The organism is Bacillus sp. FSL K6-2944 (assembly GCF_038005385.1).
In the GTDB taxonomy this organism is placed as follows: Bacteria; Bacillota; Bacilli; order Bacillales; family Bacillaceae_G; genus Bacillus_A; species Bacillus_A cereus.
In genome coordinates this window covers 2,325,219-2,339,423 of the sequence record NZ_JBBOTE010000001.1, presented here as the reverse complement: position 1 = coordinate 2,339,423, position 14,205 = coordinate 2,325,219, and the positions used below count along the sequence as shown (strand labels likewise).

Genomic DNA, 14,205 nt, shown 5'->3' with positions numbered 1-14,205 from the left:
TTAGAATAAGAGAAGGGATGAGTTCTATGCTTACTCAAGAACAAATAATGAATGCATTAAAACATGTAGAGGATCCAGAGTTACACAAAAGTGTTGTAGAATTAAATATGGTTAGAAATATACAAATGAACGGAACAGAGGTTAAACTTGAAGTAGTACTAACAATCCAAGGTTGTCCGTTAAAAGCAAAAATTCAACAAGATATTGAAGAATCGCTTCACGCAATTGGTGCCTCTAAAGTGGAGGTAACATTTGGTTCTATGACACAAGAAGAACGTGCAGCTTTAACAGAGAAGTTAAAGCGAAATACTAGAACAGAAACTGGTATGCCGAGCATGCTTCACCCCGATTCAGGAGTACGTTTTATTACTGTAACGAGCGGAAAAGGCGGAGTTGGAAAATCAACGGTGACAATTAATCTTGCAACTGCACTAGCTCGTATGGGCAAAAAAGTGGGGATATTAGATGCAGATATATATGGTTTTAGTATTCCAGCTATGATGGAAACGAATAAGAAACCAACGATGATTGATCAAACGGCAATTCCAGTCATTAGTCACGGTGTTAAAATCATGTCGATGGGATTCTTTACAGAAGGAAATAACCCAGTGATGTGGCGCGGACCGATGCTAAATAAATGGATTCAAAATTTCCTTGCGAATACGCACTGGGGAGAATTAGATTATTTATTACTTGATTTACCACCAGGTACAGGAGATGTTGCGATTGATGTTGCAGCGATGATTCCGCAAGCGAAAGAAATAATTGTTACAACTCCGCACAATATAGCTTCATTCGTTGCTTCAAGAGTTGGTGTAATGGCAAAACATACGAAGCATGAGATTTTAGGTATTGTGGAAAATATGGCTTATTATGAAGAACAAGATGGATCGAAAAATTATCTCTTCGGAAAAGGCGGCGGCGAAATGCTTGCAGGACAATTGCAAACAGAAGTAATTGCCAAAATACCTTTTGCGAAACGTGAAGAAAATAATGGTTCATCTGTATATGATGAAGATTCTCTTGTTGGAGAAGTGTTTACATCGTTAGCTGAGGATATTATTTATAGAGGATAGAGGGGGAAGTTTAGTATGGCATGTAACATTGATCATTCTATTGAAGATGTGATGAATAAGCTTGAAAGTCAAAAGAATTTTTTACCTGAAGGGATCTTTAAAGAGTTAAAGAGTTTTTTGCAAGGTATTCATTCACAGAAATTATTAAATGATGTTTTTCACCTCCTAAAAAAGTATGATTTAGTCAGTGAGGAAGAACGAGAGACGAGAAACGCACAATTGTTGTACATTTTGAATTAAGTACTCTTTGGCTTTAGAATTTTTTCAGAAGGGGTGAATGTGATGGATATGAAAAAGATGATTGAAACGATAGAAGTAACTAGAGTGACTGACGAGGAATTATCGCTTTCGAATTTACATCCAAAGCTTGTGAAGTTGTATAGTCAAAAAGATAGTGCAGAGTATACGAAGCTATTAAAATATATTTTATCATTATCCGTACAGCTGAAGCTGAATCTTGTATTGAAATATTTTGGTGTACGTCCCATTGTTGCTGCAGACGAGCGGGTGCAATTTCAAGAGATATTTAAATGCTTAGCTAAGAAAGATGAGAATGGGGAATGGTTTCTAAATTTTGTTTCTTTATATGTAGGGCTAATTGTAGTTCTTCGTTTTGATGAGAAAGTGATTGAGAGCAATTTTTTTGATGATATGGTAGTGGATGAATGTAATGAAATATAAGATTCTACTCATAACATTTTTCAATATTAAATGCTTTAACTGCGATTTTAGTTGGTTATGTAAATATGAAGGTAACTAATTAAGAAAAAGGAATGAAACTAGTTGGATAAAAAGAGTTCTTCAGTTGTTTCCGTCGTTTTTTCGTGTTACTATTAATCGAATTTTTCATAAGGAGAGAAAGCGATGAAATGGATTTATTTTCTTATTATTAACGTTATAGCTTTTAGCCTTATGGGGCTTGATAAACGAAAAGCAAAGAAGAAACAGTGGAGAACGCCAGAAAGTACGTTGTTTTTATCGGCGGCAGCTGGAGGAGCAGTTGGAGCTTGGATCGGCATGTATATGTTTCATCATAAAATTCATAAAAAGAAATTTGTTTTCGGCATACCGTTACTTGTTGTAATAACGGTATGTTTATTATTCGTTGTATGAGAAATGTCGAAAGAAATGCAGATTGATTATTGGTAAAGTGAGCATGTGAGACCGTATAATGGAGAAAAAATGAGAAGAGGAGAAAAAGGAAGATGGGGAGTCAATCAGCAGAGCAAAAAAAAGGGATACTATACGCGGCTGGTGCTTACACGATGTGGGGAATCCTACCGATTTATTGGAAATGGGTTGAGGAAGTTCCAGCAGATGAAATATTAGCACACCGCATCGTTTGGGCATTTGTTTTTATGTTACTCGTATTAGGTGTTACGAAGAGGTTTCGTCAGTTTATTGGGGAATTTGTGAATCTTTTTAAACGACCTAAATTATTAATGTCATTAACAATAGCTTCAGTCTTGATTAGCGGAAACTGGTTTGTTTACATATGGGCTGTTAATCATAATCATGTTATTGAAGCGAGTCTTGGCTATTATATTAATCCGCTTATTAGTATTTTACTTGGTACAGTCGTTTTAAAGGAAAAGTTAAACTTCTGGCAATATGTTGCAGTTGGTTTAGCTGGAGTGGGGGTTATCATTTTAACAGTGCGTTTCGGATCTATTCCGTGGGTTTCTCTTTCACTTGCCTTTTCATTTGGATTATACGGATTAACGAAAAAACTGTTAAACTATGATGCTACAATTGGACTTACGATGGAAACGATGTTAGTGACACCGCTTGCAATCATTTACCTTGTTATGACAGGCGCCCATGGTTTCGGCTCATTTGGATCTATTTCAATGTTATCGACATTACTATTAATAGGAGCAGGTATTGTTACAGCTCTACCACTTTTTTATTTTGCAAAAGGAGCCCAACTTATTCCGCTTTATATGGTAGGTTTTTTACAATATATTGCACCAACAATTAGCTTAATTTTAGGTGTATTCGTATTTGGTGAACATTTCACATCTACTCATATGATTGCATTTTTCTGTATATGGGTTGCATTATTTGTATTCTCGGTAGCGAAGACTAAGTTTTTAGTGCAGAAACAACCGAAATTTATAAAAAATAAATCAGCAAAAGTATCATAATGCGTAGTATTTTCTACGCATTTTTCTTTATACTTATATTATATAGAATTTCCATTATAGTCAGTAAGGAGCTGAGAACATGGAAACAATTTTACATAATGATCCGCTTATGGCAGCTGTAATTTCATGGTTTTTAGCACAATTAACGAAAGTAGTCTTCAAATTAGTTAAAACAGGTGAATTTGATTTTGCAAAGTTTTTTGCTTCAGGTGGGATGCCAAGTTCTCATGCTTCAACAGTTACAGCGCTTGCTACAGGAGTTGGAGTAGTGGAAGGTGTGGAAAGCTCGATGTTTGCGGTTGCTACAATTTTTGCCATTATTGTTATGTATGATGCTTCAGGAGTAAGGCTTGCAGTAAGTAAACAAGCAAAAATATTGAATGACTTTTTTCACGGTAGAGAAACAGAATATAAGAAGTTAAATGAACTTGTTGGGCATACACCGTATGAAGTAGTAGTCGGTGCTTTATTAGGGATTATTGTCGGAGTAGGGTATTGTTTATGAGCAGAACATTTTATATGTTCTGCTTTTCTTTGTTTTTATACATATTCAGCTACCTTTTTGAATATCGTTATACGGATTTCGAAAGGGTGGGTGAGCAACTTGTTATTATATGAAAAAGTGCATGAAGAAATAGCGAGAAGAACAACTGCACTTCAAACAATGCAACGGCAAGATGGTACGTGGCGGTTTTGTTTTGAAGGAGCGCCACTAACAGATTGTCATATGATTTTTTTATTAAAATTATTAGGTAAAGATAAAGAGATAGAACCGTTTGTAAAAAGATTAGCATCACTCCAAACAAATGAAGGAACATGGAAATTGTATGAAGATGAAGTGGGTGGTAATTTATCTGCTACAATTCAATCTTATGCTGCCTTACTTGCATCGGAAAAATATACAAAAGAAGATGTGAATATGAAGCGAGCGGAAATGTTTATAAATGAGCGCGGTGGGGTAGCGCGTGCTCATTTTATGACGAAGTTTTTATTAGCGATTCATGGAGAATATGAATATCCTTCTCTCTTTCATTTGCCAACACCAATTATGTTTCTGCAGAATGATTCCCCTCTCAGTATTTTTGAACTGAGTAGCTCAGCACGTATTCATTTAATTCCGATGATGTTGTGTTTAAATAAAAGATTTCGAGTAGGGAAAAAGTTATTGCCAAATTTAAATCACATTGCAGGCGGGGGCGGAGAATGGTTTCGGGAGGATCGGTCTCCAGTTTTTCAAACGTTAGTAAGTGACGTGAAGAAAATTATAACGTATCCACTTTCTTTGCATCATAAAGGATATGAGGAAGTAGAACGTTTTATGAAAGAGCGTATTGATGAAAATGGAACATTATATAGCTACGCAACTGCCTCGTTTTATATGATTTATGCTTTACTTGCATTAGGACATTCTATTCAATCACCAATTATTCAAAAAGCTATAACGGGAATCACATCTTATATATGGAAGATGGAGAGAGGGAGCCATTTGCAAAACTCTCCATCAACTGTATGGGATACAGCTTTACTCAGTTATGCTTTGCAAGAAGCTCAAGTTCCGAAAGCAAGTAAAGTGATTCACAATGCATCAGCATATTTACTAAGAAAACAGCAAACGAAGAAAGTAGATTGGAGTGTACATGCACCGGATCTCTTCCCGGGTGGTTGGGGCTTTTCGGATGTGAATACGACGATTCCAGATATTGATGATACAACTGCTGCGTTAAGAGCATTGGCGCGAAGTAGAGGGAACGAAAATGTAGACACTGCTTGGAAGCGAGCGGTTAATTGGGTTAAAGGATTGCAAAATAATGATGGTGGTTGGGGGGCTTTTGAAAAAGGGGTAACGAGCCGTATATTAGCAAATTTACCAATCGAAAATGCAAGTGATATGATTACAGATCCTTCTACACCAGATATTACAGGAAGAGTATTAGAATTTTTCGGAACGTATACGCAAAATGAATTGCCCGAGAAACAAAAACAAAGTGCGATAAATTGGTTAATGAATGTACAAGAGGAAAATGGATCGTGGTATGGGAAATGGGGAATTTGTTATATATATGGTACGTGGGCAGTGTTGACTGGTTTACGGTCACTAGGAATACCATCTAGCGATCCATCAGTGAAACGAGCAGCTTTATGGCTTGAACATATACAGCATGAAGATGGTGGCTGGGGAGAATCTTGCCAAAGTAGTGTGGAAAAAAGATTTGTTACTTTGCCATTTAGTACACCATCCCAAACAGCATGGGCGTTAGATGCCCTCATTTCTTACTATGATAAAGAAACGCCAGTCATTCGAAAAGGTATTTCATATTTGCTCTCCAACTCTTATATAAATGAAAAATATCCTACTGGAACAGGTTTACCAGGTGGGTTTTATATTCGTTATCATAGTTATGCTCATATATATCCATTGCTTACTTTGGCTCATTATGCAAAAAAATATAGAAAATAAACCGAGAGATGTCTCTCGGTTTATTTTGTTGGGTAGTAGGTCCCTTTTGAAAAGAATAAGGTTGTGATGTACCTTATTTTTCGGTTGATTGGCGCTTTTGACGTGCATCAGCGGCATTTGCACGTGCGTTTGCTTCTAAGTCATTGTGGTCAGCGAGTTCGCGAGAGAACTCAACATCAATGCCATCAGTTGCTTTGCTTTGTTTGAAATTCTTTTTGTTCATTCGACACAATCTCCTTGCGTTTATGCGACGTTGCAAAGTTAGTTTGACACAAATAGACTTTTTTATACAAAGAGGAATTGGAAAGCAAGGAGCCGAAATATACAGTATAAGTAATAGAAATGGGGGATAGGAATGGAGTTTTTAAATGGGAAAACAGCTGTTGTAACAGGAGCTGCACAGGGAATTGGAAAAGAGATTGCAAGGGTTTATGCAAAACTAGGGGCGAAAGTATTAATTAGCGATGTAAATGAAGAGAATCTACAAAAAACGACACGTGAGTTATCAGATGAAGGATATGAAGTGTGCTCATATCGATGTGATGTGAGTAATCAAAATGAAGCAAAGTCGTTAATTGAATATGCGGTTCAAAAATTTGGTACATTACATATTTTGGTGAATAATGCTGGAATTACAAGAGACGCAATGTTACATAAAATGGAGAAATCTGCTTGGGAACAAGTATTACAAGTGAATTTAACTGGAGTTTTTTATTGTATGCAACCCGCGCTTCTTTACATGAGACAACAAGGGTATGGACGCATTATTAATATATCTTCAATTAGTAGAGAAGGAAACATAGGTCAAGCAAATTATGCGGCTACAAAGGCAGGAGTTGTAGGATTAACGAAAACAGCAGCGAAAGAAGTTGGAAGTTTCGGTATTACTTGTAATGCGATTTGTCCGGGGTTTATGGATACAGATATGACCAAAACGATACCAGATAAAGTGAAAGAAAAGATGGTTGGCGCTATTCCAGTTGGTAGAATTGGAACGCCAGAAGATATTGCGAACGCAGCAGCCTTTTTAGCATCAGAATACGCATCTTATATTACAGGTGAAGTATTAAATGTGAGCGGAGGACTGCAAGTTTAAAGGAATACATAATGAAAAGAACCTGACCAGGTAGGTCAGGTTCTTTCTCATTAATTTAAGTTAAGCCAAACGCTCTTTACTTCTGTATAGTTATTTAATGCGTAAGATCCCATTTCACGGCCAAGACCAGATTGTTTAAATCCTCCAAATGGAGATGCTGCATCAAAGACGTTATAGCAGTTTACCCATACTGTACCTGCACGTACTTTACTTGCAACATAGTGTGCTGTTTTAACATTTTCTGTCCACACACCAGCCGCTAAGCCGAATTGTGATTTATTTGCACGTTCAATTACTTCGTCAATATTGTTAAACGGTATTGCAGAAATAACTGGACCGAAAATTTCTTCTTTTGCGATCGTCATTTCATCATTTACGTCAGCGAATACTGTAGGAGAAACGAAGTAGCCTTGATCGAATGGATTACTTCCTCCGCAAAGTACTTCAGCGCCTTCTTCAATCCCTTTTTCAATGTAGCCCATTACACGTTTTTGTTGTTCTTCGGAAACGAGAGGGCCAATTGTTGTTTCAGGGTTAAGACCGACACCTTGATTTAGTTTTTTAGAATAGAGGACGAGATCAGCCATGACATTATCATACATTTTCTTCGGAACAAATAAGCGTGATCCAGCAGAGCATACTTGTCCTTGGTTAAACATAACACCAGAAAGTGCACCAGGAATCGCGCGAGATAAATCAGCATCTGGCAATATGATATTTGGTGATTTACCGCCTAATTCAAGTGTAACGCGTTTTAATGTTTCGGATGCTTGTCGCATAATTTGTTTACCGACAGGAGTAGAACCGGTAAATGCAATTTTATCAACGAGTGGATGATTAACGAGAGCTTGTCCAGCTGATTCACCGAATCCAGGTACGATATTAATAACACCTTTCGGGAATCCAGCTTCTTCAATTAATTCAGCTAAGTATAGAGCAGATAGTGGAGTTTGTTCTGCAGGTTTTAAAACGATTGTACATCCTGTAGCAAGCGCTGCTCCCATTTTCCACATTGCCATAAGAAGCGGGAAGTTCCAAGGGATAATTTGACCAACGACACCAACAGCTTCATGGCGTGTATAGTTAAAGTAATCACCGGAAACAGGAATTGTTTGACCAACGATTTTCGTAGCCCATCCAGCGTAATAGCGCATATGCTCAATTGCAAGTGGTATGTCTGCTGCTATTGTTTCACGGATTGGCTTTCCGTTATCTAATGTTTCGAGCTGTGCAAGCTCTTCTTTATGTTCTTCCATTAAATCAGCTAACTTGTACATGAGACGGCTTCGCTCAGCGGTGCTCATACGAGACCAAGGACCTTCGTCAAAAGCCATACGAGCTGCGACTACAGCTTTATGAATATCTTCGCGACCAGCTTCAGAAACGACGGCAAGTGTTTCACCAGTTGCTGGGTTAGGTGTTTTAAATGTTTTACCGGAAGCGCTTTCAATGAAAGATCCATTCACATATAACTTTTTTGTACCTTGAAGAAATTTCTCTACCTTTTCATGAAGATTTACAGCTAGTTGACTCATTGTATAACCCCCTTGAAAATATAATGTAAACGCAGTACGAGACGGCGCTTATTCCGAAATCAAGGATGTGGAAACTAGATGGAAAGCCTCTAATTAAAATCATAATTAAGAAATACTGAAAATTCAAATTTCATTTGTGTTACAATTGTAAAAAATATGTAATGTAAGAGAATCTTCTATATGATTATAAAAAATCCTGCTTGTTTTTGCTTTCTAGTAGGAAAAACTAGAAGAACAATGGTACAATAATACATCGTGAGAGGAGGGGTAAAAATGAAAGATTATCATGATGATCCACGCTTTCGAATAGCCCATAGAGAAGCGTTAATTGGTCTTGGACTTGCTATTATTAATTTTATAATATGGTACGGATTTGCTTATGGGCTTGGTAGTAAAAATCCGAATGAATATACATATGTATTAGGTTTTCCCGCATGGTTTTTTTATAGCTGTATCGTTGGATTTATCGTTATGGTTATTTTACTTAGTTTAGTTGTTCGTTTTGTATTTCAAGATATTTCACTCGATGAGGAAGAAAAAAGTGAGGAATAATAGATGAATTGGTATGTAATCATTCCAATGATAATTTCGTTTATCGTTGTATTTTTAATTGGTGTATATGCTTCAAGACGTGTGCAAGCAACTGCTCATAATAAATTTTTACAAGAATATTTTCTTGGTGGGCGTGAGCTAGGCGGTTTATTATTAGCGATGACAATGATTGCTACGTACGGTAGTGCAAGTAGCTTTATTGGTGGCCCTGGTATTGCTTACAATATGGGTCTTGGATGGGTACTGTTATCTGCGATTCAAGTTGTAACAGGCTATATCGTTTTAACGGTTATCGGTAAAAAGTTTGCAATTATCGCTAGGAAGATGGAAGCAATTACTCTTATCGATTATTTAAAAGGGAGATACAATAATAAAGCAGTTGTTATACTTTCTGCGTTATGTATTATTATCTTTTTATTTTCAGCGACAGTAGCCCAGTGGGTCGGTGGTGGACGATTAATCGAGTCACTAACTGGTCTATCGTATACAACAGCACTATTTTTATTTACTTTTTCTGTACTTGTGTACGTATTAATTGGTGGATTTCGTGCAGTTGCTCTATCAGATACATTATTAGGAATCATTATGTTAGTTGGAACGACAATCATTTTAATTGCTACTGTCATTGCTGGTGGTGGAATTGAAAAGATTATGCAGGAACTTGTTCAAATTAATCCAAAGTTAATTACACCATTCGGAGCAGATGGCAGTTTAACGAAATCATATGTTACATCATTTTGGATTTTAATTGGAATTGGCGTTGTCGGCTTACCGCAAATTAGCGTGCGTGCCATGTCTTATAAAAATTCAAAAGCGATGCATCAAGCTTTAATAATTGGAACCGTTGTCGTTGGCACAATTATGATCGGTATGCATTTAACTGGTGTATTTGCAAGAGTAGTACTTCCAGGTATAACGGTACCAGATAAAGTAATGCCGCTACTTGCGATGGAAGTGTTACCTCCTTGGTTAGCTGGAGTTTTCTTAGCTGCACCGATGGCAGCGATTATGTCTACAGTAAACTCTTTATTATTACTTGTAAGCTCGTCAATTATTAAAGATATATATGTAAATTACATAAATAAAGATGCAGCAGACAGTACGATAAAAAAAGGAAGTTTGTGGATTACTGGTATTGTAGGACTACTCGTTTATGCAGCGGCGATTAAACCACCAGATTTTTTAATATGGCTAAATTTATTTTCTTTCGGTGGATTAGAAGCAGCATTCATTTGGCCAATCGTATTAGGGTTATATTGGAGGAAAGGAAATGCTACAGGAGCGCTTGCGTCTATTTTAGTTGGGGTAGGCTCATATATGTGTATTCATCTTTTCTATCCAAATCCGTTCGGTATACATACAGTTGTCTTCCCGATTTGTTTTGCGTTTATCGCTTATGTTATTGGAAGTATGAGTGCTGTAAAAAAAACAGTATAGGTTAGCTGAAGAACGTAGTCCTTATAAGACTGCGTTTTTTCGTATGAATTTGTTCTTTTTTATTCTGTATATCCACGGTTATTCATAAATTAATAACAACTGAGGGGATGGAGTTGAGGTCGATGAAAAAAGTGTTATTTTTAGGAGACCCAGGAATTGATGACTCTTTAGCAATTATGTATGGATTGTTGCATCCTGATATTGATATTGTTGGTGTAGTAACGGGATATGGAAATGTAACACAAGAAAAGGCGACAAGTAATGCCGCATATTTATTGCAAATGGCAGGACGGGAAGATATACCTGTTATTAATGGTGCGAAAATTCCTTTATCCGGAGATATTACGACGTATTATCCAGAAATTCATGGGACAGACGGTTTAGGGCCAATTAAACCTCCAAAAACTTTTTCACCAAATATAAAGCCTTTTTGTACATTTTTTGATCTTCTTGAAAAATATAAAGGAGAATTAATAATAGTCGATGCTGGTAGATCAACAACATTAGCGACAGCATTTATTTTAGAAAAGCCGATGATGAAGTATGTGAAAGAATATTATATAATGGGCGGTGCTTTCTTAATGCCTGGCAATGTAACACCAGTCGCAGAGGCGAATTTTCATGGTGATCCCATTGCGTCACAATTAGTTATGCAAAATGCCAAAAATGTGACATTAGTGCCACTTAACGTTACATCTGAAGCAATTATTACACCGGAAATGGTAAAATATATTACGAAACACTCTAAAACGAGTTTTAATAAGTTAATCGAGCCGATATTTACGTACTATTATAAAGCTTATAGAAAGTTAAATCCGAAAATAAAAGGAAGTCCAGTACATGACGTCGTTACAATGATGGTTGCGGCAAATCCATCCCTTTTAGATTATGTATATCGTCGTGTCGATGTAGATACAGCTGGAATTGCAAAAGGAGAGAGTATTGCTGATTTTCGGCCTCAACCTGATGCAAAAGCATTAAAAAATTGGGTGCGAATTGGTTGGTCGTTACATTATAAAAAGTTTCTTGAGGATTTTGTGAAATTTATGACGTAGACATAATAGGAGCATACAAGTTAAAATAATGGAGATGGTTATGTAAATGACCATCTCCATTATTTTGTTTTTAAATGATAAATAGAGAAGAGTTACACAATAGGAGAGGAATTTTACTTGAAAAAAACTATAGTATGCGCAGTAATTGTGGGTATTTTTGTTTTGCTAATATCGGGTAACTTTTTAGTGAAAAAAGTGTGGAGTTCAAATAATGATGATGCACAGTATATTGCATCTTTTATTGAAGAACATAAAGATGAAAAAAATAGTGCGCTTCTAGTAAAGAGAAATGATAAAGTTGTTTATTCTGTAAACCCAAATGTTGTATTGCCAGTTGCTAGTACGATGAAATTAATTGTGGCGCTTGAATATACGAAACAAGTTACTGAAGGGAAAATTGATTCTTCTAGTTTCGTGTCGATTAATGATGTGAATCGCTATTATGTGCCGAATACAGATGGTGGTGCACAAGATAGATGGCAAAAGTATTTGGAGAAAACGGGCAAGATAACTGAAGGAGCGGTTTCTTTAGAAGAAGTGGCAAAAGGAATGGTTAAGTTTAGTTCGAATGCAAATGCTGAATACTTAATGGAATTGTTAGGATTAGATAACATCAATCGAAATTTACAAAGTTTATCACTTCCTGCACATCAACCACTATTTCCAATCGTTTCATCTTTGTATATCCCGGGATATTTGCATAAAGAATTACATGTTCCAAAATATAAAATAGAGAAAAAGTTAAAAGAAATGTCTCAAGAGCAATATCGTGAATATGCGATGATTATTCATGAACGCTTAAAGAAGAAGGGACCATTATTACAGAAGGAAATTCCGCTTTATTTAGAGGAACGTTACGACAAAATTTGGTCAGATAGATTACCAGCAGCTTCTGCAAATGATTATATGGTATTACTTCAAAAGGCAAACCATAAAGGTGGCTTGACAGAAGCTGAAGAAAAAGTGTGGGCAAATATCGTTGAAACAGACATGAGTGCCAAGAAATACCGTAAAACATTTAGACATGCTGGGCAAAAGAATGGTTATACACCATGGACGGTTACAAAAGCAGTTTACGCTATGGATAAACGTGGAAACTGTACGGAGATTGTGTTTTTGGCAAATAATTTAAATGAAGACGATAGTGCAGAAATACGGAAACATTTAGCAAACTTACATTTCCAAGTGTTGCAAAGTGATAAGTATGATGCGACTTTTATTAAATAAACTCGGTGCAGAGAGCACCGAGTTTATTTTTATGTACAAGCACTTTTTTTCTATCTCTGGGTATGATGGGTAGTAATACTTAGGTGAGAGGGGAAAAGGTGATGAAACAAAGTAAAGAAGAGTTTATAAAGAGTGAAGGCGCTGATTTCCCTGGGAAAACATATGTGGATTGTGTATTACAACATGTATTTCATTTTCAAAGAAATTACTTATTGAGAGATATGTTTCAAGTGCATAAAGCACATATTACGATGCTGACGGAAGAAAATTTAATGAAAAAGGAAGAAGCTAAAGTTATATTACACGCATTAAAAAAGGTAGAGGGAATTCCAGAAGAGCAATTGCTCTATACAGAGCAGCATGAAGATCTCTTTTTTTTAGTCGAACATTTAATTTCTCAAGAAGCGAAATGCGATTTTGTAAGTAATATGCATATTGGTAGAAGTAGAAATGATATGGGCGTAACGATGTATCGCATGAGTTTAAGGCGATATGTATTACGATTAATAGAACATCATTTGTTATTGCAAGAAAGTGTACTGCAACTTGCCGTTGATCATAAGGAAACGATCATGCCAGCTTATACACATACACAACCAGCACAGCCAACAACATTTGGTCATTATACGTTAGCAATTTATGATACGATGCAAAGAGATTTAGAACGAATGAAAAAAACGTACCAGCTTTTAAATCAGTCTCCAATGGGGGCAGCTGCACTCTCTACAACAAGTTTCCCGATTAAACGAGAACGAGTTGCTCATCTACTTGGATTTACAAATGTAATTGAGAACTCATATGATGCTGTTGCTGGAGCGGATTATTTATTAGAAGTTAGCTCGCTACTTATGGTAATGATGACGAATACGAGTAGATGGATTCATGACTTTTTGTTGTTAGCAACGAAAGAATATGACGGTATTACTGTTGCAAAGCCATATGTACAAATCAGTAGTATTATGCCGCAAAAACGAAATCCGGTTTCAATTGAACACGCTCGTGCAATTACAAGTAGTGCTTTAGGAGAAGCATTTACAGTATTTCAAATGATTCATAATACACCATTTGGTGATATTGTCGATACGGAAGATGACTTGCAGCCATATTTATATAAAGGGATTGAAAAGGCAATTCGTGTTTTTTGTATGATGAATGCAGTGATCCGAACGATGAAAGTAGAAGAAGAAACGTTAAAAAGTCGTTCCTATAAACATGCAATAACGATAACGGATTTCGCCGATGTTTTAACAAAAAACTATGAAATTCCATTTCGGCATGCTCATCATGCAGCAAGTGCTATTGCAAATATGTCATTGGAGCAGAAAAAAGAACTACATGAATTACACTTCAAAGAGGTAAATATGTACTTGCAAGAACATTTTAAAATAAATTTATTAGAAAAAGAGTGGAAAGAAATTATATCGCCAGAAGCTTTTATTCAAAAAAGAAATGTATACGGTGGACCGAGTAAAAAAGAAATGAATCGTATGATTAAAAATCGACAAGAGTCATTTCGAAAAGAAGAAGATGTATTTGAAAAGGAAAAACAGAGAATTTTACAAGCTGAAAATGCTTTGAATACATTAGCTTTGAATATTATTGAATCGTAAAAGAGGGATTTA

The 14,205-nt window shown here is 36.2% G+C and carries 15 protein-coding genes; 13 read left to right on the top strand and 2 right to left on the bottom strand.

Features of this window, described 5'->3' with window-relative positions:
- Window positions 1–26: 26 nt before the first annotated feature.
- The 7 genes from MHH55_RS11810 to MHH55_RS11780 all read left to right on the top strand — a co-directional run bounded on the left by MHH55_RS11810 (window position 27) and on the right by MHH55_RS11780 (window position 5,681).
- Window positions 27–1,076, top strand: a complete 1,050-nt coding sequence (locus tag MHH55_RS11810) for a P-loop NTPase (protein WP_078186407.1) — start codon at window positions 27–29, stop codon at window positions 1,074–1,076.
- 15 nt (window positions 1,077–1,091) lie between these two features.
- Window positions 1,092–1,316, top strand: coding sequence for a hypothetical protein (locus MHH55_RS11805; RefSeq protein WP_000752375.1), 225 nt, complete (start codon window positions 1,092–1,094; stop codon window positions 1,314–1,316).
- Window positions 1,317–1,358: 42 nt separating this feature from the next.
- Window positions 1,359–1,757 carry a hypothetical protein gene (locus MHH55_RS11800; RefSeq protein WP_078186408.1) on the top strand — a complete coding sequence of 133 codons (399 nt, stop codon included), beginning with the start codon at window positions 1,359–1,361 and terminating at the stop codon, window positions 1,755–1,757.
- 183 nt (window positions 1,758–1,940) lie between these two features.
- Entirely contained in the window at window positions 1,941–2,189 is a 249-nt protein-coding gene (locus MHH55_RS11795; RefSeq protein WP_078186409.1) for a DUF1294 domain-containing protein, read from the top strand.
- Between the two features lie 92 nt (window positions 2,190–2,281).
- Window positions 2,282–3,223 carry an EamA family transporter RarD gene (gene rarD, locus MHH55_RS11790; RefSeq protein ID WP_000535539.1) on the top strand — a complete coding sequence of 314 codons (942 nt, stop codon included), beginning with the start codon at window positions 2,282–2,284 and terminating at the stop codon, window positions 3,221–3,223.
- 79 nt (window positions 3,224–3,302) lie between these two features.
- A complete protein-coding gene (locus tag MHH55_RS11785; RefSeq protein WP_000447820.1) occupies window positions 3,303–3,728 on the top strand; it encodes a divergent PAP2 family protein in 426 nt (141 codons plus the stop codon).
- Between the two features lie 99 nt (window positions 3,729–3,827).
- Window positions 3,828–5,681, top strand: a complete 1,854-nt coding sequence (locus MHH55_RS11780; protein WP_000928145.1) for a terpene cyclase/mutase family protein — start codon at window positions 3,828–3,830, stop codon at window positions 5,679–5,681.
- A gap of 73 nt (window positions 5,682–5,754) precedes the next feature.
- Here the strand turns inward: MHH55_RS11780 and MHH55_RS11775 are convergent, their stop codons facing one another.
- Entirely contained in the window at window positions 5,755–5,904 is a 150-nt protein-coding gene (locus MHH55_RS11775; protein WP_001035815.1) for a YfhD family protein, read from the bottom strand.
- A 132-nt stretch (window positions 5,905–6,036) separates the two neighbouring features.
- Between MHH55_RS11775 and fabG the strand changes: the two genes are divergently transcribed.
- A complete protein-coding gene (fabG, locus tag MHH55_RS11770; protein WP_000395038.1) occupies window positions 6,037–6,777 on the top strand; it encodes a 3-oxoacyl-ACP reductase FabG in 741 nt (246 codons plus the stop codon).
- 50 nt (window positions 6,778–6,827) lie between these two features.
- On the opposite strand, the gene dhaS is transcribed toward fabG, so the two are convergent.
- Window positions 6,828–8,312, bottom strand: a complete 1,485-nt coding sequence (dhaS, locus tag MHH55_RS11765; RefSeq protein WP_078186410.1) for an aldehyde dehydrogenase DhaS — start codon at window positions 8,310–8,312, stop codon at window positions 6,828–6,830.
- A 273-nt stretch (window positions 8,313–8,585) separates the two neighbouring features.
- On the opposite strand from dhaS, the gene MHH55_RS11760 reads away from it, so the two are divergent.
- From MHH55_RS11760 to argH, 5 genes are all read left to right on the top strand, one after another.
- Window positions 8,586–8,864: a YhdT family protein gene (locus tag MHH55_RS11760; protein ID WP_000656239.1), complete on the top strand. Its 279-nt coding sequence runs from the start codon at window positions 8,586–8,588 to the stop codon at window positions 8,862–8,864.
- A gap of 3 nt (window positions 8,865–8,867) precedes the next feature.
- The gene (gene panF / locus MHH55_RS11755; RefSeq protein WP_001104820.1) at window positions 8,868–10,301 is read left to right on the top strand and encodes a sodium/pantothenate symporter; all 1,434 of its coding nucleotides are present in this window, start codon (window positions 8,868–8,870) and stop codon (window positions 10,299–10,301) included.
- A 122-nt stretch (window positions 10,302–10,423) separates the two neighbouring features.
- Window positions 10,424–11,356 carry a nucleoside hydrolase gene (locus MHH55_RS11750; RefSeq protein ID WP_000756458.1) on the top strand — a complete coding sequence of 311 codons (933 nt, stop codon included), beginning with the start codon at window positions 10,424–10,426 and terminating at the stop codon, window positions 11,354–11,356.
- A gap of 117 nt (window positions 11,357–11,473) precedes the next feature.
- Window positions 11,474–12,583 carry a serine hydrolase gene (locus MHH55_RS11745; protein WP_000751366.1) on the top strand — a complete coding sequence of 370 codons (1,110 nt, stop codon included), beginning with the start codon at window positions 11,474–11,476 and terminating at the stop codon, window positions 12,581–12,583.
- A 101-nt stretch (window positions 12,584–12,684) separates the two neighbouring features.
- A complete protein-coding gene (gene argH / locus MHH55_RS11740; protein ID WP_078186411.1) occupies window positions 12,685–14,193 on the top strand; it encodes an argininosuccinate lyase in 1,509 nt (502 codons plus the stop codon).
- Window positions 14,194–14,205 lie beyond the last annotated feature (12 nt).